The following is a 20,667-nucleotide window of genomic DNA, read 5'->3' as shown; positions in this document are numbered from 1 at the left end:
TGTTCCAATCATGGTTGTTCCAGTTATTATGAGAATGCGGGTTATGATTGTTCCAATCATGGTTGTTCCAGTTATTATGAGAATGCGGGTTATGATTGTTCCAATCATGGTTGTTCCAGTTATTATGAGAATGCGGGTTATGATTGTTCCAATCATGGTTGTTCCAGTTATTATGGGAATGCGGGTTATGATTGTTCCAATTATGGTTGTTCCAGTTATTATGAGAATGCGGGTTATAATTGTTCCAATTATGGTTGTTCCAGTTATTATGGGGATGCGGGTTAAGATTGTTCCAGTTGTAATACATTCACGTATCTCCTCACTTAAGAATTTTTACGTTATATTATTCACCTTCTAAATATTGGTTCTGTCTCTAAAGACAAATATGTTTTAGCCTAAAAAGTAAGCAGATGGAAAAAAACCTAAATAGAGGTGTGAGAACACAAGTTTCTTCTATATAAAATTATATAAATAAAGGGTTTTTTTTAATGAGTATTCTAAAATAAAGGGTGCAAGAGGTTAAGAACAGAGTTGTCATTTGGTAGCTTTTCTTGTTGTACTAAAGGAGCAGAATTGTTAGATAACCAAGGAATGATTATAATTATTAGTATGATATCAAAAGGTGTGAAATTAAAGAATGAATATAAAATATGAAAGTATACCAATTGAAAAAGCTTACTCTTGTAAAGAGTTGTGTAATGAACTTATGGTTTTTCAAAAATCAAAGGCTAAAATTACACCTGAATTGTTTGATGATATGAATTTTGAGACAAGGATGCTTCCTTCTATAAAAAGTGCAATAGATAATCAAATCGTGGTTGTAAGAGATGGTGACAAAATAGTTGGTTATGTTTATTCAAATATCTCTCCTAAAGAAGTCTACTCAAATGATTTCGCAACTTTTTTTGACCTTTCCTCAGTGAATAGAAACAATGTAGGGTGTTTATCTCAGTTTTATATAAAAGAAGAATATAGACGATATGGGATTGGTTCAGTACTCTTTGATATTTCAATGAAATGGTTGAACCAATTTGATGATATAGAGGATTATTTTATTTTTGTTTCAAATGGTAATGACGCATTAGAATTTTATAAACGGAAAGGTTTTGTTGTTAGCCACGATATTATGAATGGATTTATAACTGTTTTACGAAAAAAAAGATTACCAGATCGATCATTGTGAATGTGAAGAATTACACTTAAACTAAACCAGCTTTAGTTGAACAGCGGGGTTGATGCGGCGATCCTTTTTTATTGAGCTAACGTTGCAGTTTAGTTTAAGTGAATATCTTCACAATGCAAATGACAAGCAATATGATTTGAATCCTTTTAACATTTTTAGAGTTTTTTTAATGTTAGGTTTTTCTTCATGGTATATATCATAAACAGGAATCCTTATACGTGTTACTTTTATGGTCTTCGCAGTTCCCAAAAAACGCTGGAATTGCACCCAAATTTATAATTAATGGACAGGTATCCCATTCAAACTAATTTTAATTTACATAACTTGTAACTAAAAGGATTGAAAGGAGGATGTTTAAATGTCAGATGGTGCACACGGCCATGGTTTTGCTTTAATTGTAGTGCTGTTTATCCTGCTTATCATCGTAGGAGCTGCTTTCGTCGGTTATTGGTATTAATTCAAGGTTAATTCCTTATGAAAGGAGGCTTTTACTATGTGCTTTTGGGGATGTGGAGGCTACGGCTACGGAGGTTACGGTTACGGCAGGACATTTGTTTTAATCGTTGTGTTATTCATCCTTTTAGTCATCATAGGAGCATCTTGCTACTATTAATATTTGATATGAATTTTATTGAAAAATGGATGTAAAGGGCTAACGGGTTCCGTTTTCTATCAAAAAAACGTGAATTGGATAAAAATGTTAGGTAAAATATATATAAATTTGCACCGCTTTTGGGGGGCTTTTTATTTATTAAAAATAGCCTAATCTCTTGTGAACTAGGCTATACACCATGTTCATTTTACGGGTTTATTGAACTAAAGGACAGGTTAAATGAATTAACCTGTCCACTGCTATTACTAGTAGTAGCTGCCTACAAAAGCTGCTCCAACAATGATAAGCAGGATAAACAATACAACAATTAAGGCAAAACCATGATGATGACGATGATGATGATGTTCCGACATAATCAATCACCTCCTTTAGCATGTCGCTAAAATATTTTTACAATATAATTATATTAATTTGGACAAGATTGGTTTGGGCAAACATCCATAACAAGAATACAATTAACGTTTAGCCAAGAAACACACAATAAAACGCCTGCAAAATATGCAGACGTTCAGAGGTAAAATCATGCGGATGATGCAGCTGGTGGTATGGTAATAATATAGTATTTTCTAACAATAAAAGTGATCGGACAAAGTACTCATTTAGTTGCAAACTTCAGCAAAATTGAGTTAACTTTTTTTTCTTGAAACAATTCTTCATAATTTTTTTAATTACTTCAGCTGAATGAACTTTAACAAGCCCCAGCTCCAGCAAATGACTTCAGCTTTTCCTTCTGATATAACATCAGAGTAGGAAAATCCTCGAATAAACGAACAGGGTTTACAGTGTTTAAAACGGGAAAAGAATTAATAATGTGATTGTGTTTAATTGTGACGGAATCTTTAGGATTTCTTTTTTTATTATTTTATAAAAGGGCGAAACAGCATAAGCTATAAGTCATACTGTATTGTATGCCGATAGCCATAGTACCGAAATACATCACATTAACCTCCTGAAGAGCTACGGTGATATGGAACTCTTGGATACTCCTGGAAGATAAATTCCAGGAGTTTTTATATTATGCCCATACAATTACTCGTAATTTGCATAGGTTATAATAACAATCCGAGAGGGGGTATGTTTATGGCAGATGGTGCATATGGCGGGGGATTTGCCTTAATCGTTGTTTTGTTTATCTTACTCGTCATAATTGGTGCTTCCTTTTGTGGTGGCTGGTATTAAATAAAAGAAAATAATTACTAATAAGAAAGGGGAAAACTTATGTTTGGATATGGATACGGAGGGGGCGGCTGCGGCTTTGGTTATGGCGGCTGCGGTTTTGGCTATGGCGGTTGTGGTTTCGGTAACCCGTTTGTTTTAATTGTAGTATTATTTATCCTGTTAATAATTGTTGGTTGTGCTTGCTACTATTAATGTGTTTTAAAAGGTCCTTTCTAAGGACCTTTGCTGTTTAATGGTGGAATCATTAAAATTTTTTATAAGAAGCCCATCCACTCACTTACACTTTGGCATACTATTTTTGTGAACCCGAGCGTGTTTATGGCATTCTAGTTATGTATGGTATGGCATTTAATTTGTGCTGGCCCCCGGGGGCCAAAACGGGCAGGTTAGTGCAAAAAGGAGGAATACGGTAAACTGTAAATAAAGGAAAATTTATGCAGATTTAAATAGGAGGATGAACCAATGAATAAGACAGTTACTTTTTCATTCAATAGTACAAAATATGAAGGTACAGAGGCGACAGAAACATTTACATTTAAAGAATTAGGTATTGATAAGGATTTGGATGATGAAGCACTAAAAATAGAAATAGATAGAATTTTTCAGTCTTGGGTTTGGGATAAACTTAATATTTCATTCAGTATAGTAATAGGATAAGTGAAACGCATATAGTACAGATACTGTTTAGTAACAATATTTTACTTACGAGCAGTAATGTTTAAGAAAAATGCAATGTTCCTTATTTTATCGAAATATTTATGGAGGTGGACAAAATTATATCAAGAAAAATTATCTCGGCATCTGTCTCTGGTTCTTTATTTGCAATTTTGTTGGGACTAATAGTACCTAATCCTTTTGGTGAAGCTATCACTTCAGTACCAAATTACTTATTTGCCGTTGTATTAGCAACGCCTGTTTATTTGATGTACAGCTTTCCAGCTATTTTAATTTACGGAGTATTAACCTCTATTATTAGTGATAAAATTGGTCAATTTGTTTCAATAAAAATAGAAAATGGTAAATCTGAAATAATTATGTCTGGCATTTTACACGTTGTTTTTGGTCTTGTATTGCTATTTTATAGTTTAGGTGCTTCCATATTGTTTTTTATTACTGATAGAGTTCTGCAAAAGAACAATAAAAATTATAAGTTAATACAAGCTATCAAGAGTTTGGCAATTCCATTATCAGTCTGGCTAATTTTTATGGGGATTGTTTATATAGAGCATCTGTTAAACGTCAATTAAACAAGTGTTGAGAAACCTTAATAAAGGATTTTCCTGATTTTTATTCTTCTTTTTCAACAATAATTTCTAAAAGAGCCTTGTATTAAATTCATAAAGATTGTGAAAGTGTACACTTAAAGTAACGGGTGCAAGAGTTTAAGAAAAGTGACATTTGATGGCAAGGTAATTTGTAGGTCGATTTCCAGTTATCTAGTGACAATTATTGTTAAAAATTTTATTGATTTCTTTAACAAACTATTTAATGTAAAATTAAAAATGTTATTAATCGGGAACGAATAAAGAATATAGTACGTTTTATATCCCTCATGGACAAAGGAGAACTGAAAATGAGAAAACTCGTTCTATTTCTGCACGCATCGCTTGACGGTTTTGTAGAAGGGCCGAACGGTGAAATGGACATTGGCTGGGTTTCTTACGATGCTGATTTGGAGAAACACGCGAAAGAAATTCTGAGTACTGCCGACACTGTCATTTGGGGACGCGGGACTTATCAGATGATGTACAGTTACTGGCCATCTGTGCCTTCGAACCCATCAGCTTCGCAGCATGAACGGAATCATGCCGAGTGGATCGAAAAGACAGCCAAAATCGTTTTTTCCACGACGCTGGAGAAAGTCGAATGGAACAATTCCAGACTGGTGAATGAATATGTCGAGGAAGAGATCAAGAACCTCAAACAGCAGCCAGGCAAGGATATGGTCATCCTCGGTAGTCCTAGGTTCGCACACTACCTTATGCAGTTTGATTTAATAGATGAGTATAAAATAACGGTTTCTCCTGTCCTGATCGGCAGCGGGTTGCCGTTATTTCAAGGTCTCAAGGAGAGGATCAATCTTAAACTTATCGAAAACAAGACATTTGATTCTGGAGCCATAGGCCTCGTTTACCAGACGGTTAGATGACCTTGTCTCCTAAAGTAGATTACGCTAACGGATTACGTTAGCACAATAAAAGCAGCGGCAGTCTAGGTCTTTCGAGTCCTAGTCTGTCACTGCTTTTTTTTTACGAGTCAATCTGAGGCGTCCCTTTAATATCTGCCTGCCATTACGGTGGCCATTTTTTATTCAATGAAAGGGGAGGTTAGTTTAATAAGGGCAAATGGTTTATCAAGATAAAGAGAAGGCTACTGAAATCTCAGCAGCCTTCTTAATTAATATGTTTGTAATAGATTGAAATTGTTTCATCCATGTCAGAAACTTAGGTTTCATATCCCCACTGCCGAAAAAAACCTAATCGAGTAAACTAATTATATCCTGTGGTCTTTTAAATTTATATTTAGTGTGAATATTCTGGTAATTTTTACAGCCCCATAAAGCTAAGCCAAAGTCTATTCCAGCATCCTTTGCACATTCGTAATCGTAAATAGTATCCCCAATATAAATAGATTTCTTTGGGTCTGCACCTGAAATCTCCAGGAACTTTATGAGGGGTTCTGGATGCGGCTTATGTTTTTTTGTATCATCAGCACACACGGTATGTGTTAAATAACTTGAAAGTCCAAATGGCACAAAGTCATTTAATAATTCTTCATAGGTTTTCGATGTCACAATACCTTGAATGATATTTCTGTTCTTTAAGGTATCTAATACATCCTTAATGCCACTAAAAACTTCTATTGAATGAAAAAAATCCTTCATAAAGTAATTCCAGCGTTCATTTGCCCTGTCTATATCACTAATGCCAAGTTGGGGTAATGATTTAGACCCAGGAATTCCAAGAACAAAATACAAATCTTGTTGGGGGACGACTTTGCCGTAATCTATTTTAAGCATACTTTGGAGTGAACCTAAAACTGCTTTTTCTGTATCGATCAGCGTTCCATCAACGTCATAAATAATCGTATTATACATAATCTCTCTCCTCTTAATTTATTATGAAAAATACTCTGACCCGTTTTAGTCCTTACTTGCAATTAATACCTCGACACCACATTTTTCCATAATATTTAATAAATCACTAGGTGGAGCTTCATCTGTAATAAATGTATCAATGGAGTCGAATGTTAAAGCTCTATAATTCTGACGATGATTATTTTTGCTATGGTCAGCTAATAGAATAACTTGGTCAGTATGCTTTATTAATTCGCGTTTAAAATGAATATCTTCTTCAAATGCATAGTATAAACCGTTCTCAGTAATACCTGCTGCTCCAATAAATACCTTATTGAAGTGATAATCTTTAAGTTTTTCAATAGTTGAATATCCAGCGAGATGTCTGGATGACTTATTTAATGTTCCACCTAAGAGTTGAATCGTTGTATTCTCAGTTTGGGCTAACATATAAGCAGTATCAATTGAATTCGTCACAATGGTCACAGGTTTTGACTGTATCGATTGAGCAATAAAATGAACTGTGGTGGAAACATCTAAATAAATCAAATCATCGTCAGCTATCATATTTGCTGCTTTCTTTCCAATTAATTTTTTCATTTCAAATTCCGTCTGTGATCGCTCTTCATAATTATCAATTTTCTTATGAAAAGATGCTAAAGAAACTCCACCATAGGTTCTAACCACTGATTTATTTTGTGAAAGTTTAACGATGTCTCGTCTTGCCGTATCGCGTGATATATTAAACGATTCACACATCTGTTTAATGTTCATTGTTTTATGAGATTCTAAATGATTAAGGATTCGTATTAATCGCTCTTCTTGATTCATTAGTAACCTCCTCAATTATATTATACGTTACTTTAAGTTAATAAAGAAGTTATTTTAAGTAAATATATCAAAACCAACTCATTAATTAAGTTAGTTTAAGTCATTAATGCGATTTTCGGTATAGCTACGATGTTAAAGAAATAGTGAAAGTTTTCACTTAAAGTAACGGGGGCGTTAAATAAAATATGGGTGCTCTGCTTTTTTGTTGTTCCCACTAACAAGGCAGTCGAAAACGTCATTGATCCTAAACGAATCGGTAAAGTTGCCCATGTTTTGTATGTGGTATGCCCTTACTGCTATTGGGAAAAATTAAATTGGCATGCTATTTCGAATGGAGGAATTTAACATGGGCAAAACAATTTTCATTACTGGCGCAGGCACCGGGCTTGGCAGAGGTGCTGCAATTGGTCTTGCCAAAAAAGGGCATCGGGTGATTGCGACAACTGAGCTGACTTCTCAAAAAACAGACCTTATGTGGGAAGCAAATGACCTGGAATTGGATATAGAAGTGATTAAAGTTGATATTACAAACCCTTTGGATCTGGAACAGATTGAGAAGTATGATTTTGACGTATTTGTTGCAAATGCTGCCATTAATGAACGAGGGCCGCTCGGGGAAGTACCGATGGACCGATTTCGGGCACTTTTTGAGGTAAATGTTTTCGCAACCTTAGAAACAGCACAGATAGCTGCACGGAAGATGGTTAAAAAGGCAAGCGGAAAAATCATCTTTATGAGTTCAATTTCAGGAATTTTGGCATCTCCATATGGCGGTCCATATGTCGCTACAAAGCACGCAATAGAAGCCATTGCCCATACACTAAAGTTAGAACTTCAAGGATTTGGAGTAAAAGTTGCCACCATTAACCCTGGTGCCTTCAAGACAGGATTTAATGATCGAGCGGCAGAAGAGCTATGGAAATGGTACGATGAAGAGAAAAATTTCACGAGAAAAGAGGATATAAAAAAAGCGGAAGAGGGGTTAAAGAACCAGTTTGACCCGGAAGATATAATTGCAAAAATGGTAGAAATCATCCCAGCTGACCATCATAAATTCCGAACCGCTTATCCTCAGCAAATGGAGAAACAGATGAGGCAGGAAGAACAAAAGTGGTGGGAGATGGACATATAGGACGCCCCATCCGGTTCTTTTAACCTGTGGAATGAGACTGTTAATAAAAAGGGAAAAGATAGAAATCTCTTTTTCCCTTTTTTGCTTTTTGGTATTTGCTGAAGCATGCCTATTTACGATCAAATTTTGTGCCCCCACAGTGAAACGACCTTCAACTGATAAGGTTTGATCTTTATCCGAAAGGAACCTTCACCGAAAAGAGAGAAAATGGGGAATTGAGTAAGAGTCTTGTTGAACAAACTAGCAGGTTAGTTCAAATGAAATTTAGATATTAATAGGTAAAATAACTAAGATTGTCGAATACAAGCATGTTGAATTTATTATCAAAAAGGGGAAGGTCATGAAGCATTTAATTCTAATTAGACACGGTGAAGCTGAGCATTTATTGGAAGGATTAGTAGGTGGATGGACAGATACAAAATTAACAGAGATTGGTAAACAACAAGCGAAATGCACGGGGGAAAGATTATCTCAATTAATAAAAGATACCCCCTTTAATTTCTATACCAGTGACTTATCCAGGGCTAAAGAAACGGCAGAATATATTGGTGATATTTTAGGGAAAAAGCCTGTTGTTGTTAGTGAATTAAGAGAATTGAATAATGGAATGGCAGCAAACTTATCAAAAGAAGAGGCTAAAAAAATTAAAAATCCTATAACTGACCCTATACTTGATTGGGTTCCATACCCTGAAGCAGAAAGCTGGAATATGATGCAAAAACGGCTTTCAGAATTTCTAGATAAAATAAAAAATGACAGAAACGACTTAACTATTTTGGTGAGTCACGGTAATTCAATCATATCTCTTATTCATAGTTGGCTAGGTTTTTCAACTGATATGTTTAATATATCATTCGATATTCAACCTTGCAGTATAACCCATCTGCGAACTAATCATTGGAATGAGAAGACTATTTCAAGGCTCAATGACATTTCCCATCTAGAAAATAACGGTATATATAAAGTTGATGCTTATTTTACTTAATTCTTTATATTTTCTATTTTTAAACTAAAGGGTGCGTTGATCAAGAAAGATTAGCGGCCTTTTTTGTTGAGTTCCTTATTAAACAAACGGGTTTGTTAATCAGAACTATTATAGGAAAGTCGTCAAAGGGCGGCTTTTACTTGTCAGTCTTTTTGGAATATACGAATAATAATTTGGGGTTTTATGTTAAAATGTGGTTGTCAGTTACAAATTTAGCTAATAAATGAGGCGTTAATATATGAAATTTATAAATGGGGGAAGTTGATTGTCCACTGAAATTCTTAAACAAAACAAAAAAAGCTGGGATAAAGTTGCACATCATTTTAATGGGAAGGATGCATTACCTAGTTATGGTCCTTTTGCACAAACCGAAGACGAGCTAGGACTCTTTGATGAAATAATAAATAAAAAAGTTCTTGATATTGGTTGTGGAAGCGGTCATTCATTAAGGGAGAAGATGCACCAGTTATAATTCCTAAACGAAAGATGGCAACTTACATAAATGAGCTAATAAGAGCAGGTTTTACAGTTGAGTCTGTCATAGAAAGCGATGTTTCAACTGGATTTGAAACAGTTGGTGAAGAGATCTCTGATCGTTATTATTCTCTATACAAGGCAAGGAAATTTCCGACTACGATGATCATCAAATCCATTAAAGAATGATCTATTCTTTTTGAAAGAAGCAGTTTAGTTAAACATAATTTAGAACAGGAGTTTTATTAATTACAGAACAATTTAAAAATTGGGGGCTTAAATTAGATATGTGGATTAATAATGGATTTTCAATTTCTACGAATAAAGATTATTTAGATTTATCATTAATACATAACTTCTTGAGTCAAGAAGCATACTGGTCAAAGGGAATACCCAAGCAAACAGCAAAAAAGGCAATTGAAAATTCTCCGTTATGTTTTGGAGTTTATAAAGGTGAAGTAGGTACAGATGCTTTTGTACAAGTTGGTTTTGCAAGGGTAATTACTGATTTAGCGACGTTCGCTTATCTTTGTGATGTGTTTATATTACCAGATTATCGGAAATTAGGGCTATCAAAATGGTTAATTGATATTATTACAAGCCATTCTGACCTAAAGGGAGTTCGTAGATTTATGTTAGCTACTAATGATGCACATTCATTATATAGCCAATATGGCTTTGAACAGAATGTTAATCCAGAACTATTTATGCAAAAGGTACTTAAAAATCCGTATTAACAGTAAAATTTCTTCAACTACCTGGGGCAATGATTAAAAAAGGCATTGCCCTTCTTAAATTAATTAATAAAAGAGATTGTGAAGTAATGTACTTAAGCGAACGGGGGCTTGAGTTTAAGAAAGGATTGATGCGGCGATTCTTTTTCTTGTTGCACTAATGGGAGTTTAGTTTAAGAAACACAGTGTAAATTCGGTATAATTAACAATTTAAGTAATATATGTCTTGTTTTAGGGGGATGATTTTTTGAAAATAAGGTCTATGGTATTTATTTTCTTGTGTATGTCTTTTTGGGTTGTAGGTTGCTCAACAACTGAAACAGTTGAAAGTAAGATAGTTTTACCCAAAGGTATTCCTGATTTTGTTAAGGTAAATGATTTTGAAACAATTAATTGGGACAGAAAGGGTGTTGAATTTGGTGATAGAGGAATTTACGGAAATAAAAATAAGTCAGGGGTTATTGGTGAAGCAATGAAAAGTTCAAACACCGAAAAATGGATGTGGCATCTTTGGGGAGTTAATAAAGTTGAATTAACCATTGTTGGCTTCAATAAAGAAACAAGAACTGTTCATCCAATATTGTTTGATAGTGATACGAATAATTGGTACTGGACAAGAGGTGCAATGGGGGCAGTAAATGGAGCGGATTCACATTTGCCTTCTAATGTAAAAGTTCCAGAGCCTGGAGAATGGGCAATATTGCTTTATACTGATGGAAAATTATTTGATAAATTGGTTTACGAAATTAATGAATAATGAGTATGCTTAATTACTCTTCTTTTGCTAACGGGGCGAATGCTATAGATGCCGATGTTATTGATGTCTTTTTTCTTATTGAAGTAACAGGCAGTGTAAGAAGGACTTAGTAGCGAATTTAGGAATCTAAAAAAATTAAGGAGGCTACTGTATTGAACTCCCTAAAAATGGCTCAATTAATTGATTTAGATGATATAGTAAAAATTGATGAAGAAGTAATCGGTAACATTAGCAGATGTGAATTTATTAAGAAATCCATTGAAGAAGAGAGATGTATCATTGCTAATGATAAGGATCTTATCGTTGGTTTTTTAATATTTGATACTCATTTCTTTGACTGTAGCTTCATTTCACTGATAATTATTAAACCAACTGAAAGACGAAAAGGATACGCTACATCACTTATTGAGTAATTAATAAGCATTTCCCCAACAAAGAAAATTTTTTCCTCAACCAATACATCAAATATAAGAATGCAAGAAGTTTTTAAAGCAAATGGATTCATCAAAAGTGGATATGTTGAAAATTTAGATGAAGGTGATCCTGAGATAATTTACTTTAAATCTAAATAAGTTCTTGTTCAACGGATGCAGAATTAAAGATCAGGCTGCCATTTCGGTAGTCATTTTTTATTGAAAGGGCAGGATACTTGAAGAATAATGTTTAAGATTGGAGAAATAAATTTCTAATATAAATGATGAATTAGGGATATCTGTTGTGATTTTTATGGTGATAGAAATGAGAATTGTAGTCACATAATGTGAAAAATGAGGTTCCTCTCAAAAATAATAATTAAAAAAGCATTCAGAGAACTGATCCTTGAATGCTTTTCTCAACTTTTATTTAAAGTGAATTTCCTGTATGCGTCCAATCTGTCCATTTGTAAGTCTGACTTTGATACCGTGGGGATGGGTGCTTGATTTGGTGAGAATATCTTTCACGATGCCCCTGGTAAGCTTTCCCGTTTTTTGATCCTTTTTTAAAACAATATCAACAGCTACGCCTGGTAATATGTCTTTCCGATTTTGTCCGTTCATTATACACCCATTTTTCTGCGGGTATTGCTTGGCTTTTTCGTTTGCTGGCTTTTCATTTTTTTTGTTGACAGATCGGCATTCGCTTTTCCTTTATCAGAGTAAGTCTGGTTCTTTTTGTTTTCAAGTTGCTGCTTCATTGCCTCTTGTAGGCTGATTTTCTTTTTTTGTGCTTCGGATTGTTTATTCTCAGTCATAGGAATTTCCCCTTTTTGAATATGATAGTTAGTCCATTATAGTCTATTTTCGTTTTTTTGTGAAAGAACATCGAAAGCAAACATGGACAGAAAATTATGGTTTTTATGTTAAATAATTTAAATCATTGTTACGATTCGAAGTAGGAAGGTTCAGAAACTATTACCTTATTCACTAACGAAGCAGGAATGTTGAATAAGAATTTTATAAAATTTAAAATAAATCGAGTAATATTTAAACATTGGGGGCAAGGTCAGTGATAAAAGGACTCTATGAAGCACACTTACCGGTTAGTGATTTAGAACGTTCAATCGAGTTTTATGAAAAATTAGGTTTAAAATTATATAAGAGATATGAGAAAGTAGCTTTTTTTTGGATTGAAGAAGGAAAAAGTTGGGTAGGTTTATGGGAAGGTCTAGAATCAAAAATTCCTTATCACGTTTCATTGAGACATATTGCGTTTTATGTTGAATTAGATGATATTAAGAAAGCAAAAGTTTGGTTAAAGGAACGAGGGATTGAAGTAAGGGATGAATTTCATAAAGGAACAGAGGAGCCCGTTGTTGTACCCAATCAAGCACACGCAATGATTTACTTTGACGACCCAGATGGGAACCATTTGGAGTTTATTACAAGATTACCAAAAGAAATTGACCAACCAGAAAAAATGTATTTGAGTGAATGGGAGAAATTGTACTCGTAACTTTGTTTTATATATAGTTTACTAGCTTCGCAGTTTATTTTTGGTAACCTAATTTAGAAAAATTTAAATAAAGAGGTGTACTATGTACTTATGAAAAAATATATTTTAATTATCTTTGTTTTTTTATTGGTATTTATCAGTATTTTTTGGTATTCAGAATATAAAAAAGTAGAAGATTTTAAAAATGAAGTTGTAGAATATTTAAATAATAAAGGATTTACGCCTGAAGAATACTCTACACCTAAATATGTTAAAAGAAAAGTTATGAAAGGCCTTCGAGTAAAAAGCATAGAAATCATTTTCGACGAAGAAAGAAATTACACCTATTCTTATATGAGAACAGCAGATGGAATTGAGTTTGCTCACGCAATAAATGAGGATACTGGTGAAAGGGATTATGATAAAGAAGAACCTATAAAATAAGGCTTTCTAAAGGGATAAATTCCACTATTCTTATTCAAATAACGGATGCATTGCTGGAACAACGGTAATGCTTTTTCTTATTGAAGTAATGGGGCATTTTGGTTGAACAACAAAAATTTTAGATTTTGTGAAACATTGAACTTAAACTAAACAGGTGCTTGGGTTTAACAAAGGAGGTAGCTGCGGCACATCCTTTTCTTATTGACATTTGAATACTATGTTGGTGCAGGCTGTATAACAAATACTATTTGGAATGATATCTTTGGTTATCCGCTTGACTATGGCATTTCTGATATCGATATAGTTTATTTCGACGAGTATGATTTGAGTTCAGATAGTGAAAAGGAGCTTAAACAAAAATTGAAAAGTAAACTTTTGGATTATCACTTTGATTTTGATGTTAAAAATCAAGCAAGGGTACACCTTTGGTATGAAAGCAAATTTGGATTTCCGATAAAACCTTACTCCTCTCTTGAAGCAGCAATCGATAGCTGGCCAACCACTGCAACCGCCGTGGGTATAAGAGTAGAGAAAGATGGTTTATTTAAGATTTATGCACCTTACAATTTAGATGATTTATTTTCGATGGTAGTAAGGCCAAATAAATTGCTAGTTACTAAGGAGATTTTCGAAAATAAAGCCAACAAGTGGAAGAAAAGATGGTCGAAACTCCAGATTATCCCATGGGTAACGAAACACAATTAGGGTAATGTAATCAAGTTTGTGAACGATTGTACTTAAACTATAGGGTGCGTTTGCGTAAGATTTGGCTGCCATTTTCGGCGGCTTTCTTATTGAAGTAAAGGGGCAGGATAGTTGAATAAGGTTCGAATATTCAACGGAAATAGTGACAAATCGATGATCATAGCAACAGAACACGGTACTCTCGCTCGGTGAAAATGGGATTGATTTTATTTTTTCAATAATTATGGTATGCTAATTTTTCAGATTTGAAAAATTTATAAAGGAAGGGATAGGGAATGAAACGATTATTTATCATTTTAGCAATTATAATAGTGGTGTTGCCAACTATAGCAAGTGCCCATACACATTTAGAATCCTCCAATCCTGAATCTGGACAAGTAGTAACGGAAAAATTGAATGAAATAGTGCTGAACTTTGGTGGAAAAATTGAGTCACTTAGTACGATGACACTTGTGAAGGATGGCCAGGATGTTCCATTTAAAAGTATTGATCCACAAGGTACGCAGATGATTGGAACATTAGAAGCTCCACTGGAAAATGGTTCTTATGTCATCCAATGGAAAATAATTGGGGAAGATAGCCATATAATAACTGGTGATATTCCATTCTCTGTACAGGTTGAACAGGCTGTTGAAGAACCAACTAAAAAAGAGCCTACAACTGAAGAGTCCAACAAAACCAAAGATACAGACTCAGCAGCAACTGAGGAAAAGGAAGTTAAAAAGGATAAAGCAAATCAGGAAGTATTAAACAACGAACAATCCGACTCCAATCTTACAAAAATTATTATCCCTATTGTGATTGTATTATTGTTGGGTATTAGCTTGTTTATGCTATTCAGGAGGAAGAAATAGATAAGTTTTATTGTTGCAATGTATTTAGGGCTGATGTTGTCTCTAACTTTATTATTTGCAGAATGAAGGATCCGAATATAAAAGGGTCCTTTTCTCGTTTAAACCAGCGTAAAGTGGTTAAAGGAAGAGTTTGAAGTACATCATTTCTCCACTTTTAAGGTAGTTTGTGAAAAAATGCACTAAAGGGGGCTTATGTTGAACAATCGGGTTGCTGCGGCAGCCCTCTTTTATTAATGGGCTAACGGAGTTTAGCTTAAGTACACTTCTTCATAAAGTTTAAAAATGAAAATTTTAGCAATTATTTTTTATAACAGCTTAACGTCATCTTTTCGTATAGAAAAACTTATTAAGAAACATGCACTAGAAAAAATATATATCATATATAGGTGATATCCCGTATGAATGCTTGAGGAGGATATTATGAAACCTATGTTACCTAGTGAAAAATATTTCGGTAATTTAGAACTAGTTTATGCATTTTATGGGGCTATGCCTACAGGTGTTACTGTTTCAGAAACCGGTCGTATTTTCATTTGCTTTCCGAAATGGGGAGACGATGTTAAATTTACGGTGGGAGAAATTGTTGAGGATAAATTGCAGCCTTATCCTAATTTACAAACCAATTTGGTTAACCCCGAGAATATCACAATGACTTTCATCAGTGTCCAAAGTGTAGTTGCTGATGGAAGGGGAACGCTTTGGATATTAGATACAGCGGCACCCAATTTTTCTGAACCTATTAAAGGGGGGGCAAAATTAGTCGCTGTTGATTTAGAAACCAATACAATAAGAAAAGTATATACCTTTACAGAAGATGTTGTCCTGCCTACAACTTATCTGAATGATGTCCGTTTTGATTTTCGTGTAGGAAAAGCAGGTTATGCCTATATAACGGATTCTTCTTCAAGAGGACCAGGAGCTATTATCGTCGTAGATTTATCAAATGGAAACGCGTTTAGACGGTTAAATGGGGCAAATTCAACTTCACCCGATCCCTATTTTTTACCGAAAGTAGAAGGTCAAATTTTAATGAATCGAAACAAAGACGGTTCAACTTCTCCATTTAGATTGGCGTCTGATAGTCTTGCGATTTCTCCCGATGGAAAGATATTATTTTTTGCTCCACTAACCAGTCGTCATTTGTTCTCGATCTCAACGGAAGCCCTAAGAGACAGATTGATACCGGACATGGATTTACCTTATCATGTGGAGTATTGGGGAGAAAAAGGTGCGTCTGATGGAATGATCACCGATGCAAAAGGAACTGTTTATGCTGGAGATTATGAAAACAACAGTATCCGTAAGATATTGCCAAATGGCATAATGGAAACTATCGCACATGATCCGAGAATTTTGTGGCCGGATACTTTTTCAATTGGTCCGGATCAATATTTGTATGTCATTGTGAACCAATTACATCGACAGCCTAGATTTCATTATGGAAAAGACTTACGACAGAAACCTTATAGTTTACTTCGTATCAAAATTGATGAATTTCCTGCTCCGACCTTTTCATAAAATAGTCAATAAATTGTTTTCATTAAATAGTGCAAAACAAACACGAGTAAGCAAGAAGGATTAACTTTATTTACTTCTGCCAAATAAACTCAAAATGGTTTAATAGGAACAGTTTATTTGGTGAGTGTTAAACTGTTCCTGGAAATTTTTATAATGTCGGTAAGTTCAATGCTGTATTGATATTATTTAAATCCAAACTGATCTGTTCGTTTGTATCCCAAGCATGGTACCATCCTTTTTCTACCATATATTCGGATATTTGTTCATGCATATCAAGGGCTTCCACCAAATGGCGAGTGAGCATTTCTTTAATTTCCGGTGTTCCTGCCTCCGTAACCGCCATGGCATAATTTCTAATTCCACTTTTAGCTGAAATGAGTAGATCCATTGCAACGACTTGATCCGATAGTCCGTCCATGCCCGTTAAAGTTTCAATGATTGGATTCATGTTCATTCATCTCCTAATTTACTGCTTAGCGTTGGAAAGGATAGAAGCATATTCTTGTAATTGTCTCGTAGATACATCAATGTCTTGCTGCATAATATCTTTTAATAGCTGATCTGTAACTAACGCTTTCATCGTTTTGGATTTAGTTAAACAAGTGGTCTTAAATGCAGCTATCTCATGGACCTCAAGAACTTCATGTAAGGCATAGTTCATTTTTTATACCTCCTTCCTCAAGGTTTCAACACGACTTTTATACAATCATCCATTTTTGTGTCAAAAATCTCATAGCCACGCTTTGCTTCACTAAGTGGAAGCACATGACTTACGACATCTCCTGGATCAATTTTTCCGGTCGAAACTAATTCAAACATATATGGCATATAATGAATCACAGGTGCTTGACCGGAGCGGATATTGATATTTCGCTGCATAATATCTCCAAGAGGGAAACCATTATATCTGCCGCCGTAAACACCAGTAACTTGAATTGTCCCGCCTTTACGCACTGCTTGTGAAGCCATGATAACCGCACTTAATGCTCCGCCTTGAAGCTTCATTCCGCTTGCAAGGAACTCCATATCAGTCATTTTACCGTCCATACCAACTGCATCAATGACAACATCAGCGCCGCCTTTGGTGATTTCCTTCAGGTAACTTCCTACATTCTCATGGTCCTCAAAGTTAACAATTTCTACTTTGTTGGTGCGCTTGGCGTGCTGCAGGCGATAATTGACATAATCAACGGCAATGACTCGCTTTGCCCCTTTTAACCAACAGAATTTTTGAGCAAAAAGACCAACCGGACCACAGCCAAGAACAATAACTGTATCTCCATCCTTTACACCTGCATTGTCAACACTCCAAAAACCAGTAGTCATCGCATCGGCAATAACTGCTAACTTTTCATCTGGTTCTTCGCAAGTCTCTGGAATTTTGAAATGAGTAAAGTTGGCAAATGGCACTCTTAAATATTCAGCTTGCCCACCTGGATAGCCACCTGTCGTACCAGAATATCCGAAATAGGCACCCATATCACCATTATCATTTGAATTATCACATTGGCTTTCCAAATGGTTTTTACAGTAATGGCATTCACCACATGCTATATTAAAGGGGATAATGACTCGATCTCCCTTTTTTAGTTTAGTCACACCTGGACCAACTTCTTCGACGATTCCCATTGGTTCATGGCCAATAACATAGTTTTCTTGCAGGTTAGGAATCATGCCATGAATTAAATGTAAATCAGAACCACATATAGCTGTACTCGTTACTTTAATAATCATGTCATCTGGTTTTTCAATCTTTGGATCTGGAACTTCTTTGACTACAACATTTTTAATACCTTGATACGTTACCGCCTTCATTGGATACAGCCTCCAGTGTTAGTGTTCATCAGGTGTCCGGTCAAACATACCTTTTCTATTGGTCTCAACAGGAAATAGATTCATTTTGCCAATCATCAAAGTATTGTTGGCAGAGAGTTGGTCTAATTGATATTGTTCACTTAATTCGTATGGATGGAACCATTTTTTACTAATCATTAATTCTGTAATTTCTTGGTGCATGGCAATCCCTTGCATTAACTGGTTTCGTAAGAGGGTTCTAACATCAGGTGACGCGGACTCCGTTAATGCAACTGCAATATTGCGCACACCTTCTTTGGCACGAAGAAGTAAATCCATCGCAAATGTGGTATCTGCTAACTCTGGTACGTGTAGCGAGTTTATAGGGTCTAAATAGTCATGGTTCAATGAATTTGCCTTCCTTTCAATTGATTATTGGTGTTGGCCGGTTTTGAGGAACAGGCGCTTCAAAAGGTGCACGTTGATAAATTGCCTGCAATTCTCCAAGTGCTTGCATGGATTGTTCAACATCTTTTTGCATTAATGTTCTCAAATCATGATCAAATACCAGTCCTTGCATTAGTTTTGATTTCGCTAAGCAAAGGGTTTTGAAATTAATAACTTCATGTAAATCCAATGATTCATGATCGGCTAATTTTTGATTATCCATTTCTAACTAACCTCCTTATTCGTTAATACAATCAAATGTATTGTTCCAAAATAGGAGGAGAAACATTCTTTAAGTTTTTTTATAATTGGTAAATTCTTTAAATGGTTGGAATATTCATAAAGTGGGGGAAATTCATCTATTGTGATGGCTGAGGATGATTGCTGCGGCGGTTTTGTTTTTCTTGTAGCTAAAAAAATGTTCAACCAGAAATATCTGGTTGAACTTATAATACGAAAGGAAGAATAAATGCCTTATCCTTTTTACTCTTTTGTTGATTATGAACCTCCATCTTCAGAAAAATCGTATTTATTATTGAAGAGACGTCTTATAACATACATTGAAAATCTGACCAATAAAAAGGAAAAAGAAAGCGAATAAAAAGTGGTTTTCCAATTCCACCCCTTTTTATATTTAACAAGCTGTGTATTTTTTTCTAGCCATAGCTCAGTAATAGTCATCGGTACACTGAAATACAGAACTTTTAAAAGGCACTGAAGGATGCGAGAATCCTTTGTCAGTTGATTATAAAAGACACAAGAAATTGGGAAAAGGATGTAGTCAAACACCACACTTGTTTTAACTTGTTTTGGAAATCGGATGGGATATTTAACATAACCTTTATTTACAACCAGGTTATCGACCAATGATGCATAATAACTTTTTATAAAGAAAACAAGGAGCCAGTCCTTTGCAAGTGGCTTTTTAATTAAGTAAATAAAGGAACTAATACCAAAGAAATAAAGCAATTTAATAAGGTTTTTTTCAAATTTTCGACCCATGTTTAGCACCTCCATAAGATAGGTTATCTCTGATGCAGGTGGTGATACTTAGGACATTCGAAAATTAGATAAGTAAACAATGAATAAACAAGGCTCTATTTTGATATAAAATTGTTTCCTAATTGTGAACATTTTCACTTAAACAAACGGGGGGCTATAGTTTAATATGACGATCAGGTATTTCCAAAAAAAGTAAACTAGCTAATACTTTGGGAGTTTTTATTTTTTATAAGAAATTACCAAAGTCAAAGTTTCCCCAAATCAATACAAAAAAACAGAGCTAATTCTTAGAATTGCTCTGTAAGGGTACCAGATAACGATTATTAAATATATTCAGGTAGTAATCTTTTAATTTCCTGTTCAACATTTACCATTCCACTTAACCATAGTTCAACAAGTTTTACTCCATCAATTAATTCAATGTCTAATCCTTCAGCATATTGCCTTGCAGCAGTTGTAAACGAGCTAGTCGTAATTACATAACCGCCCTTAGCTCTCATTTTTACCATATTTGAGTGAATAAGGGCAATTGGGTCAAATGCAACATCATTTTGATAACACTTAACTTGTCCCAAATATAACCCTTCTTCAGTTCGGTGTTCAAAGTCCACTCCGAAGTCTCCAGAAGAAGGAGAGACCCAAGTGGAGCCACCTTTTGCTTTTTCAAAAACATCTGCAACAAAATGTTCGAACATTAATGGATCCTGTTTAATGTAAGTTGATGAATAGGTAGGTGCATTGTCAACGTTTTCTGTTTTAAACCGCATATACAACCCCATTGCGAGTGTTCATTTCATTTCTTCACTAGTATTAATATGTTGAGCTAACAAAGATGCTTGGTAGTTATTTTTGCGTTTGGTCAATTGAAAATGCAAGAAAGCACCAGCTAAAATCAAAGCTAATATAACTTCAAATACTATCACTTTTATCGCCTCCATTATCTTTATTGGCGAAAATGAAGAGAAGTATTCCAAACAATCTGGTATCTTAAGACAAATACACCTCTTGCTTTTGAACGGGCAGGTTAG

The 20,667-nt window shown here is 34.7% G+C and carries 31 protein-coding genes and 2 pseudogenes; 20 read left to right on the top strand and 13 right to left on the bottom strand.

What is annotated here, in order from left to right; genetic code table 11:
• The 4 genes from M3234_RS26035 to M3234_RS26020 form a co-directional block, all read left to right on the top strand.
• Positions 1-358: hypothetical protein (locus tag M3234_RS26035; protein ID WP_262307462.1), on the top strand; the 358-nt coding region annotated here is incomplete at its 5' end.
• Between the two features lie 279 nt (positions 359-637).
• The gene (locus M3234_RS26030) at positions 638-1,183 is read left to right on the top strand and encodes a GNAT family N-acetyltransferase (protein WP_262307461.1); all 546 of its coding nucleotides are present in this window, start codon (positions 638-640) and stop codon (positions 1,181-1,183) included.
• Between the two features lie 358 nt (positions 1,184-1,541).
• The gene (locus M3234_RS26025) at positions 1,542-1,640 is read left to right on the top strand and encodes a YjcZ family sporulation protein (RefSeq protein ID WP_262307460.1); all 99 of its coding nucleotides are present in this window, start codon (positions 1,542-1,544) and stop codon (positions 1,638-1,640) included.
• Between the two features lie 36 nt (positions 1,641-1,676).
• Positions 1,677-1,796 (top strand): YjcZ family sporulation protein, encoded by a 120-nt coding sequence (locus M3234_RS26020; protein WP_262307459.1) that lies wholly within the window; start codon positions 1,677-1,679, stop codon positions 1,794-1,796.
• Positions 1,797-2,041: 245 nt separating this feature from the next.
• Here the strand turns inward: M3234_RS26020 and M3234_RS26015 are convergent, their stop codons facing one another.
• The gene (locus tag M3234_RS26015) at positions 2,042-2,149 is read right to left on the bottom strand and encodes a YjcZ family sporulation protein (protein ID WP_262307458.1); all 108 of its coding nucleotides are present in this window, start codon (positions 2,147-2,149) and stop codon (positions 2,042-2,044) included.
• Positions 2,150-2,840: 691 nt separating this feature from the next.
• Between M3234_RS26015 and M3234_RS26010 the strand changes: the two genes are divergently transcribed.
• From M3234_RS26010 to M3234_RS25990, 5 genes are all read left to right on the top strand, one after another.
• A complete protein-coding gene (locus tag M3234_RS26010) occupies positions 2,841-2,975 on the top strand; it encodes a YjcZ family sporulation protein (protein ID WP_396953996.1) in 135 nt (44 codons plus the stop codon).
• Between the two features lie 39 nt (positions 2,976-3,014).
• Positions 3,015-3,167, top strand: a complete 153-nt coding sequence (locus M3234_RS26005; RefSeq protein ID WP_262307456.1) for a YjcZ family sporulation protein — start codon at positions 3,015-3,017, stop codon at positions 3,165-3,167.
• A 270-nt stretch (positions 3,168-3,437) separates the two neighbouring features.
• Positions 3,438-3,632, top strand: coding sequence for a hypothetical protein (locus M3234_RS26000; protein ID WP_262307455.1), 195 nt, complete (start codon positions 3,438-3,440; stop codon positions 3,630-3,632).
• A 101-nt stretch (positions 3,633-3,733) separates the two neighbouring features.
• Positions 3,734-4,222 (top strand): hypothetical protein, encoded by a 489-nt coding sequence (locus M3234_RS25995; protein WP_262307454.1) that lies wholly within the window; start codon positions 3,734-3,736, stop codon positions 4,220-4,222.
• Positions 4,223-4,548: 326 nt separating this feature from the next.
• Positions 4,549-5,124 carry a dihydrofolate reductase family protein gene (locus tag M3234_RS25990; RefSeq protein WP_262307453.1) on the top strand — a complete coding sequence of 192 codons (576 nt, stop codon included), beginning with the start codon at positions 4,549-4,551 and terminating at the stop codon, positions 5,122-5,124.
• Positions 5,125-5,451: 327 nt separating this feature from the next.
• On the opposite strand, the gene M3234_RS25985 is transcribed toward M3234_RS25990, so the two are convergent.
• Together M3234_RS25985 and M3234_RS25980 are read right to left on the bottom strand one after the other, a co-directional pair.
• A complete protein-coding gene (locus tag M3234_RS25985) occupies positions 5,452-6,072 on the bottom strand; it encodes an HAD family hydrolase (RefSeq protein WP_262307452.1) in 621 nt (206 codons plus the stop codon).
• 45 nt (positions 6,073-6,117) lie between these two features.
• Entirely contained in the window at positions 6,118-6,882 is a 765-nt protein-coding gene (locus tag M3234_RS25980; protein WP_262307451.1) for a DeoR/GlpR family DNA-binding transcription regulator, read from the bottom strand.
• 346 nt (positions 6,883-7,228) lie between these two features.
• Between M3234_RS25980 and M3234_RS25975 the strand changes: the two genes are divergently transcribed.
• The 6 genes and pseudogenes from M3234_RS25975 to M3234_RS25950 all read left to right on the top strand — a co-directional run bounded on the left by M3234_RS25975 (position 7,229) and on the right by M3234_RS25950 (position 11,536).
• Positions 7,229-8,014: an SDR family oxidoreductase gene (locus M3234_RS25975; protein ID WP_262307450.1), complete on the top strand. Its 786-nt coding sequence runs from the start codon at positions 7,229-7,231 to the stop codon at positions 8,012-8,014.
• A gap of 340 nt (positions 8,015-8,354) precedes the next feature.
• Positions 8,355-8,999 (top strand): histidine phosphatase family protein, encoded by a 645-nt coding sequence (locus tag M3234_RS25970; RefSeq protein ID WP_262307449.1) that lies wholly within the window; start codon positions 8,355-8,357, stop codon positions 8,997-8,999.
• 265 nt (positions 9,000-9,264) lie between these two features.
• Positions 9,265-9,662 (top strand): annotated as a pseudogene (locus tag M3234_RS25965) (hypothetical protein).
• Between the two features lie 98 nt (positions 9,663-9,760).
• Entirely contained in the window at positions 9,761-10,210 is a 450-nt protein-coding gene (locus M3234_RS25960; RefSeq protein WP_262307448.1) for a GNAT family N-acetyltransferase, read from the top strand.
• Positions 10,211-10,454: 244 nt separating this feature from the next.
• A complete protein-coding gene (locus tag M3234_RS25955; protein WP_285858765.1) occupies positions 10,455-10,964 on the top strand; it encodes a hypothetical protein in 510 nt (169 codons plus the stop codon).
• Between the two features lie 152 nt (positions 10,965-11,116).
• Positions 11,117-11,536: pseudogene (locus M3234_RS25950) on the top strand (GNAT family N-acetyltransferase).
• A 267-nt stretch (positions 11,537-11,803) separates the two neighbouring features.
• Here the strand turns inward: M3234_RS25950 and M3234_RS25945 are convergent.
• Both M3234_RS25945 and M3234_RS25940 read right to left on the bottom strand, forming a co-directional pair.
• Positions 11,804-12,001: a YwbE family protein gene (locus M3234_RS25945; protein ID WP_262307447.1), complete on the bottom strand. Its 198-nt coding sequence runs from the start codon at positions 11,999-12,001 to the stop codon at positions 11,804-11,806.
• Positions 12,001-12,195 (bottom strand): hypothetical protein, encoded by a 195-nt coding sequence (locus tag M3234_RS25940; protein ID WP_262307446.1) that lies wholly within the window; start codon positions 12,193-12,195, stop codon positions 12,001-12,003. The genes M3234_RS25945 and M3234_RS25940 overlap by 1 nt, the downstream gene beginning before the upstream one ends.
• Before the next feature lie 254 nt (positions 12,196-12,449).
• Here M3234_RS25940 and M3234_RS25935 point away from each other — a divergent pair, with 254 nt between their 5' ends.
• From M3234_RS25935 to M3234_RS25915, 5 genes are all read left to right on the top strand, one after another.
• Entirely contained in the window at positions 12,450-12,896 is a 447-nt protein-coding gene (locus M3234_RS25935; protein WP_262307445.1) for a VOC family protein, read from the top strand.
• A gap of 90 nt (positions 12,897-12,986) precedes the next feature.
• A complete protein-coding gene (locus tag M3234_RS25930; RefSeq protein ID WP_262307444.1) occupies positions 12,987-13,319 on the top strand; it encodes a hypothetical protein in 333 nt (110 codons plus the stop codon).
• Positions 13,320-13,520: 201 nt separating this feature from the next.
• Positions 13,521-14,024: a nucleotidyltransferase family protein gene (locus tag M3234_RS25925; protein WP_262307443.1), complete on the top strand. Its 504-nt coding sequence runs from the start codon at positions 13,521-13,523 to the stop codon at positions 14,022-14,024.
• Between the two features lie 275 nt (positions 14,025-14,299).
• Entirely contained in the window at positions 14,300-14,878 is a 579-nt protein-coding gene (locus tag M3234_RS25920; RefSeq protein WP_262307442.1) for a copper resistance CopC family protein, read from the top strand.
• A gap of 420 nt (positions 14,879-15,298) precedes the next feature.
• On the top strand, positions 15,299-16,396 hold the full coding sequence (locus M3234_RS25915; protein ID WP_262307441.1) for a major royal jelly family protein: 1,098 nt from the start codon (positions 15,299-15,301) through the stop codon (positions 16,394-16,396).
• A 148-nt stretch (positions 16,397-16,544) separates the two neighbouring features.
• On the opposite strand, the gene M3234_RS25910 is transcribed toward M3234_RS25915, so the two are convergent.
• From M3234_RS25910 to M3234_RS29410, 8 genes are all read right to left on the bottom strand, one after another.
• Positions 16,545-16,844 (bottom strand): spore coat protein, encoded by a 300-nt coding sequence (locus M3234_RS25910; RefSeq protein WP_262307440.1) that lies wholly within the window; start codon positions 16,842-16,844, stop codon positions 16,545-16,547.
• An 18-nt stretch (positions 16,845-16,862) separates the two neighbouring features.
• Positions 16,863-17,057 carry a hypothetical protein gene (locus tag M3234_RS25905; RefSeq protein WP_262307439.1) on the bottom strand — a complete coding sequence of 65 codons (195 nt, stop codon included), beginning with the start codon at positions 17,055-17,057 and terminating at the stop codon, positions 16,863-16,865.
• A gap of 17 nt (positions 17,058-17,074) precedes the next feature.
• Positions 17,075-18,211: a zinc-dependent alcohol dehydrogenase gene (locus tag M3234_RS25900; RefSeq protein WP_262307438.1), complete on the bottom strand. Its 1,137-nt coding sequence runs from the start codon at positions 18,209-18,211 to the stop codon at positions 17,075-17,077.
• An 18-nt stretch (positions 18,212-18,229) separates the two neighbouring features.
• Entirely contained in the window at positions 18,230-18,598 is a 369-nt protein-coding gene (locus tag M3234_RS25895; RefSeq protein WP_262307437.1) for a spore coat protein, read from the bottom strand.
• 16 nt (positions 18,599-18,614) lie between these two features.
• Positions 18,615-18,860 (bottom strand): spore gernimation protein GerQ, encoded by a 246-nt coding sequence (locus tag M3234_RS25890; protein ID WP_262307436.1) that lies wholly within the window; start codon positions 18,858-18,860, stop codon positions 18,615-18,617.
• 275 nt (positions 18,861-19,135) lie between these two features.
• On the bottom strand, positions 19,136-19,639 hold the full coding sequence (locus M3234_RS25885) for a CBO0543 family protein (protein ID WP_262307435.1): 504 nt from the start codon (positions 19,637-19,639) through the stop codon (positions 19,136-19,138).
• 323 nt (positions 19,640-19,962) lie between these two features.
• The gene (locus tag M3234_RS25880; RefSeq protein ID WP_262307434.1) at positions 19,963-20,406 is read right to left on the bottom strand and encodes a restriction endonuclease; all 444 of its coding nucleotides are present in this window, start codon (positions 20,404-20,406) and stop codon (positions 19,963-19,965) included.
• A gap of 21 nt (positions 20,407-20,427) precedes the next feature.
• On the bottom strand, positions 20,428-20,562 hold the full coding sequence (locus tag M3234_RS29410; RefSeq protein ID WP_285858758.1) for a hypothetical protein: 135 nt from the start codon (positions 20,560-20,562) through the stop codon (positions 20,428-20,430).
• Positions 20,563-20,667 lie beyond the last annotated feature (105 nt).

Origin of the sequence: Neobacillus niacini, assembly GCF_023715785.1 — a bacterium.
GTDB lineage: Bacteria > Bacillota > Bacilli > Bacillales > Cytobacillaceae > Neobacillus > Neobacillus niacini_E.
The sequence above is the reverse complement of the archived record's forward strand: the minus strand, read 5'-3'. Positions and strand labels throughout refer to the sequence as shown.

Bases quoted from the DNA above. Each gene is read 5' to 3' on its own strand.
- M3234_RS26030 (WP_262307461.1), top strand. From the start codon at position 638: ATGAATATAAAATATGAAAGTATACCAATTGAAAAAGCTTACTCTTGT.
- M3234_RS26025 (WP_262307460.1), top strand. From the start codon at position 1,542: ATGTCAGATGGTGCACACGGCCATGGTTTTGCTTTAATTGTAGTGCTG.
- M3234_RS26020 (WP_262307459.1), top strand. From the start codon at position 1,677: ATGTGCTTTTGGGGATGTGGAGGCTACGGCTACGGAGGTTACGGTTAC.
- M3234_RS26015 (WP_262307458.1), bottom strand. From the start codon at position 2,149: ATGTCGGAACATCATCATCATCGTCATCATCATGGTTTTGCCTTAATT.
- M3234_RS26005 (WP_262307456.1), top strand. From the start codon at position 3,015: ATGTTTGGATATGGATACGGAGGGGGCGGCTGCGGCTTTGGTTATGGC.
- M3234_RS26000 (WP_262307455.1), top strand. From the start codon at position 3,438: ATGAATAAGACAGTTACTTTTTCATTCAATAGTACAAAATATGAAGGT.
- M3234_RS25995 (WP_262307454.1), top strand. From the start codon at position 3,734: ATGGAGGTGGACAAAATTATATCAAGAAAAATTATCTCGGCATCTGTC.
- M3234_RS25990 (WP_262307453.1), top strand. From the start codon at position 4,549: ATGAGAAAACTCGTTCTATTTCTGCACGCATCGCTTGACGGTTTTGTA.
- M3234_RS25985 (WP_262307452.1), bottom strand. From the start codon at position 6,072: ATGTATAATACGATTATTTATGACGTTGATGGAACGCTGATCGATACA.
- M3234_RS25980 (WP_262307451.1), bottom strand. From the start codon at position 6,882: ATGAATCAAGAAGAGCGATTAATACGAATCCTTAATCATTTAGAATCT.
- M3234_RS25975 (WP_262307450.1), top strand. From the start codon at position 7,229: ATGGGCAAAACAATTTTCATTACTGGCGCAGGCACCGGGCTTGGCAGA.
- M3234_RS25970 (WP_262307449.1), top strand. From the start codon at position 8,355: ATGAAGCATTTAATTCTAATTAGACACGGTGAAGCTGAGCATTTATTG.
- M3234_RS25960 (WP_262307448.1), top strand. From the start codon at position 9,761: ATGTGGATTAATAATGGATTTTCAATTTCTACGAATAAAGATTATTTA.
- M3234_RS25945 (WP_262307447.1), bottom strand. From the start codon at position 12,001: ATGAACGGACAAAATCGGAAAGACATATTACCAGGCGTAGCTGTTGAT.
- M3234_RS25940 (WP_262307446.1), bottom strand. From the start codon at position 12,195: ATGACTGAGAATAAACAATCCGAAGCACAAAAAAAGAAAATCAGCCTA.
- M3234_RS25930 (WP_262307444.1), top strand. From the start codon at position 12,987: ATGAAAAAATATATTTTAATTATCTTTGTTTTTTTATTGGTATTTATC.
- M3234_RS25920 (WP_262307442.1), top strand. From the start codon at position 14,300: ATGAAACGATTATTTATCATTTTAGCAATTATAATAGTGGTGTTGCCA.
- M3234_RS25915 (WP_262307441.1), top strand. From the start codon at position 15,299: ATGAAACCTATGTTACCTAGTGAAAAATATTTCGGTAATTTAGAACTA.
- M3234_RS25910 (WP_262307440.1), bottom strand. From the start codon at position 16,844: ATGAATCCAATCATTGAAACTTTAACGGGCATGGACGGACTATCGGAT.
- M3234_RS25905 (WP_262307439.1), bottom strand. From the start codon at position 17,057: ATGAACTATGCCTTACATGAAGTTCTTGAGGTCCATGAGATAGCTGCA.
- M3234_RS25900 (WP_262307438.1), bottom strand. From the start codon at position 18,211: ATGAAGGCGGTAACGTATCAAGGTATTAAAAATGTTGTAGTCAAAGAA.
- M3234_RS25890 (WP_262307436.1), bottom strand. From the start codon at position 18,860: ATGGATAATCAAAAATTAGCCGATCATGAATCATTGGATTTACATGAA.
- M3234_RS25885 (WP_262307435.1), bottom strand. From the start codon at position 19,639: ATGGGTCGAAAATTTGAAAAAAACCTTATTAAATTGCTTTATTTCTTT.
- M3234_RS25880 (WP_262307434.1), bottom strand. From the start codon at position 20,406: ATGCGGTTTAAAACAGAAAACGTTGACAATGCACCTACCTATTCATCA.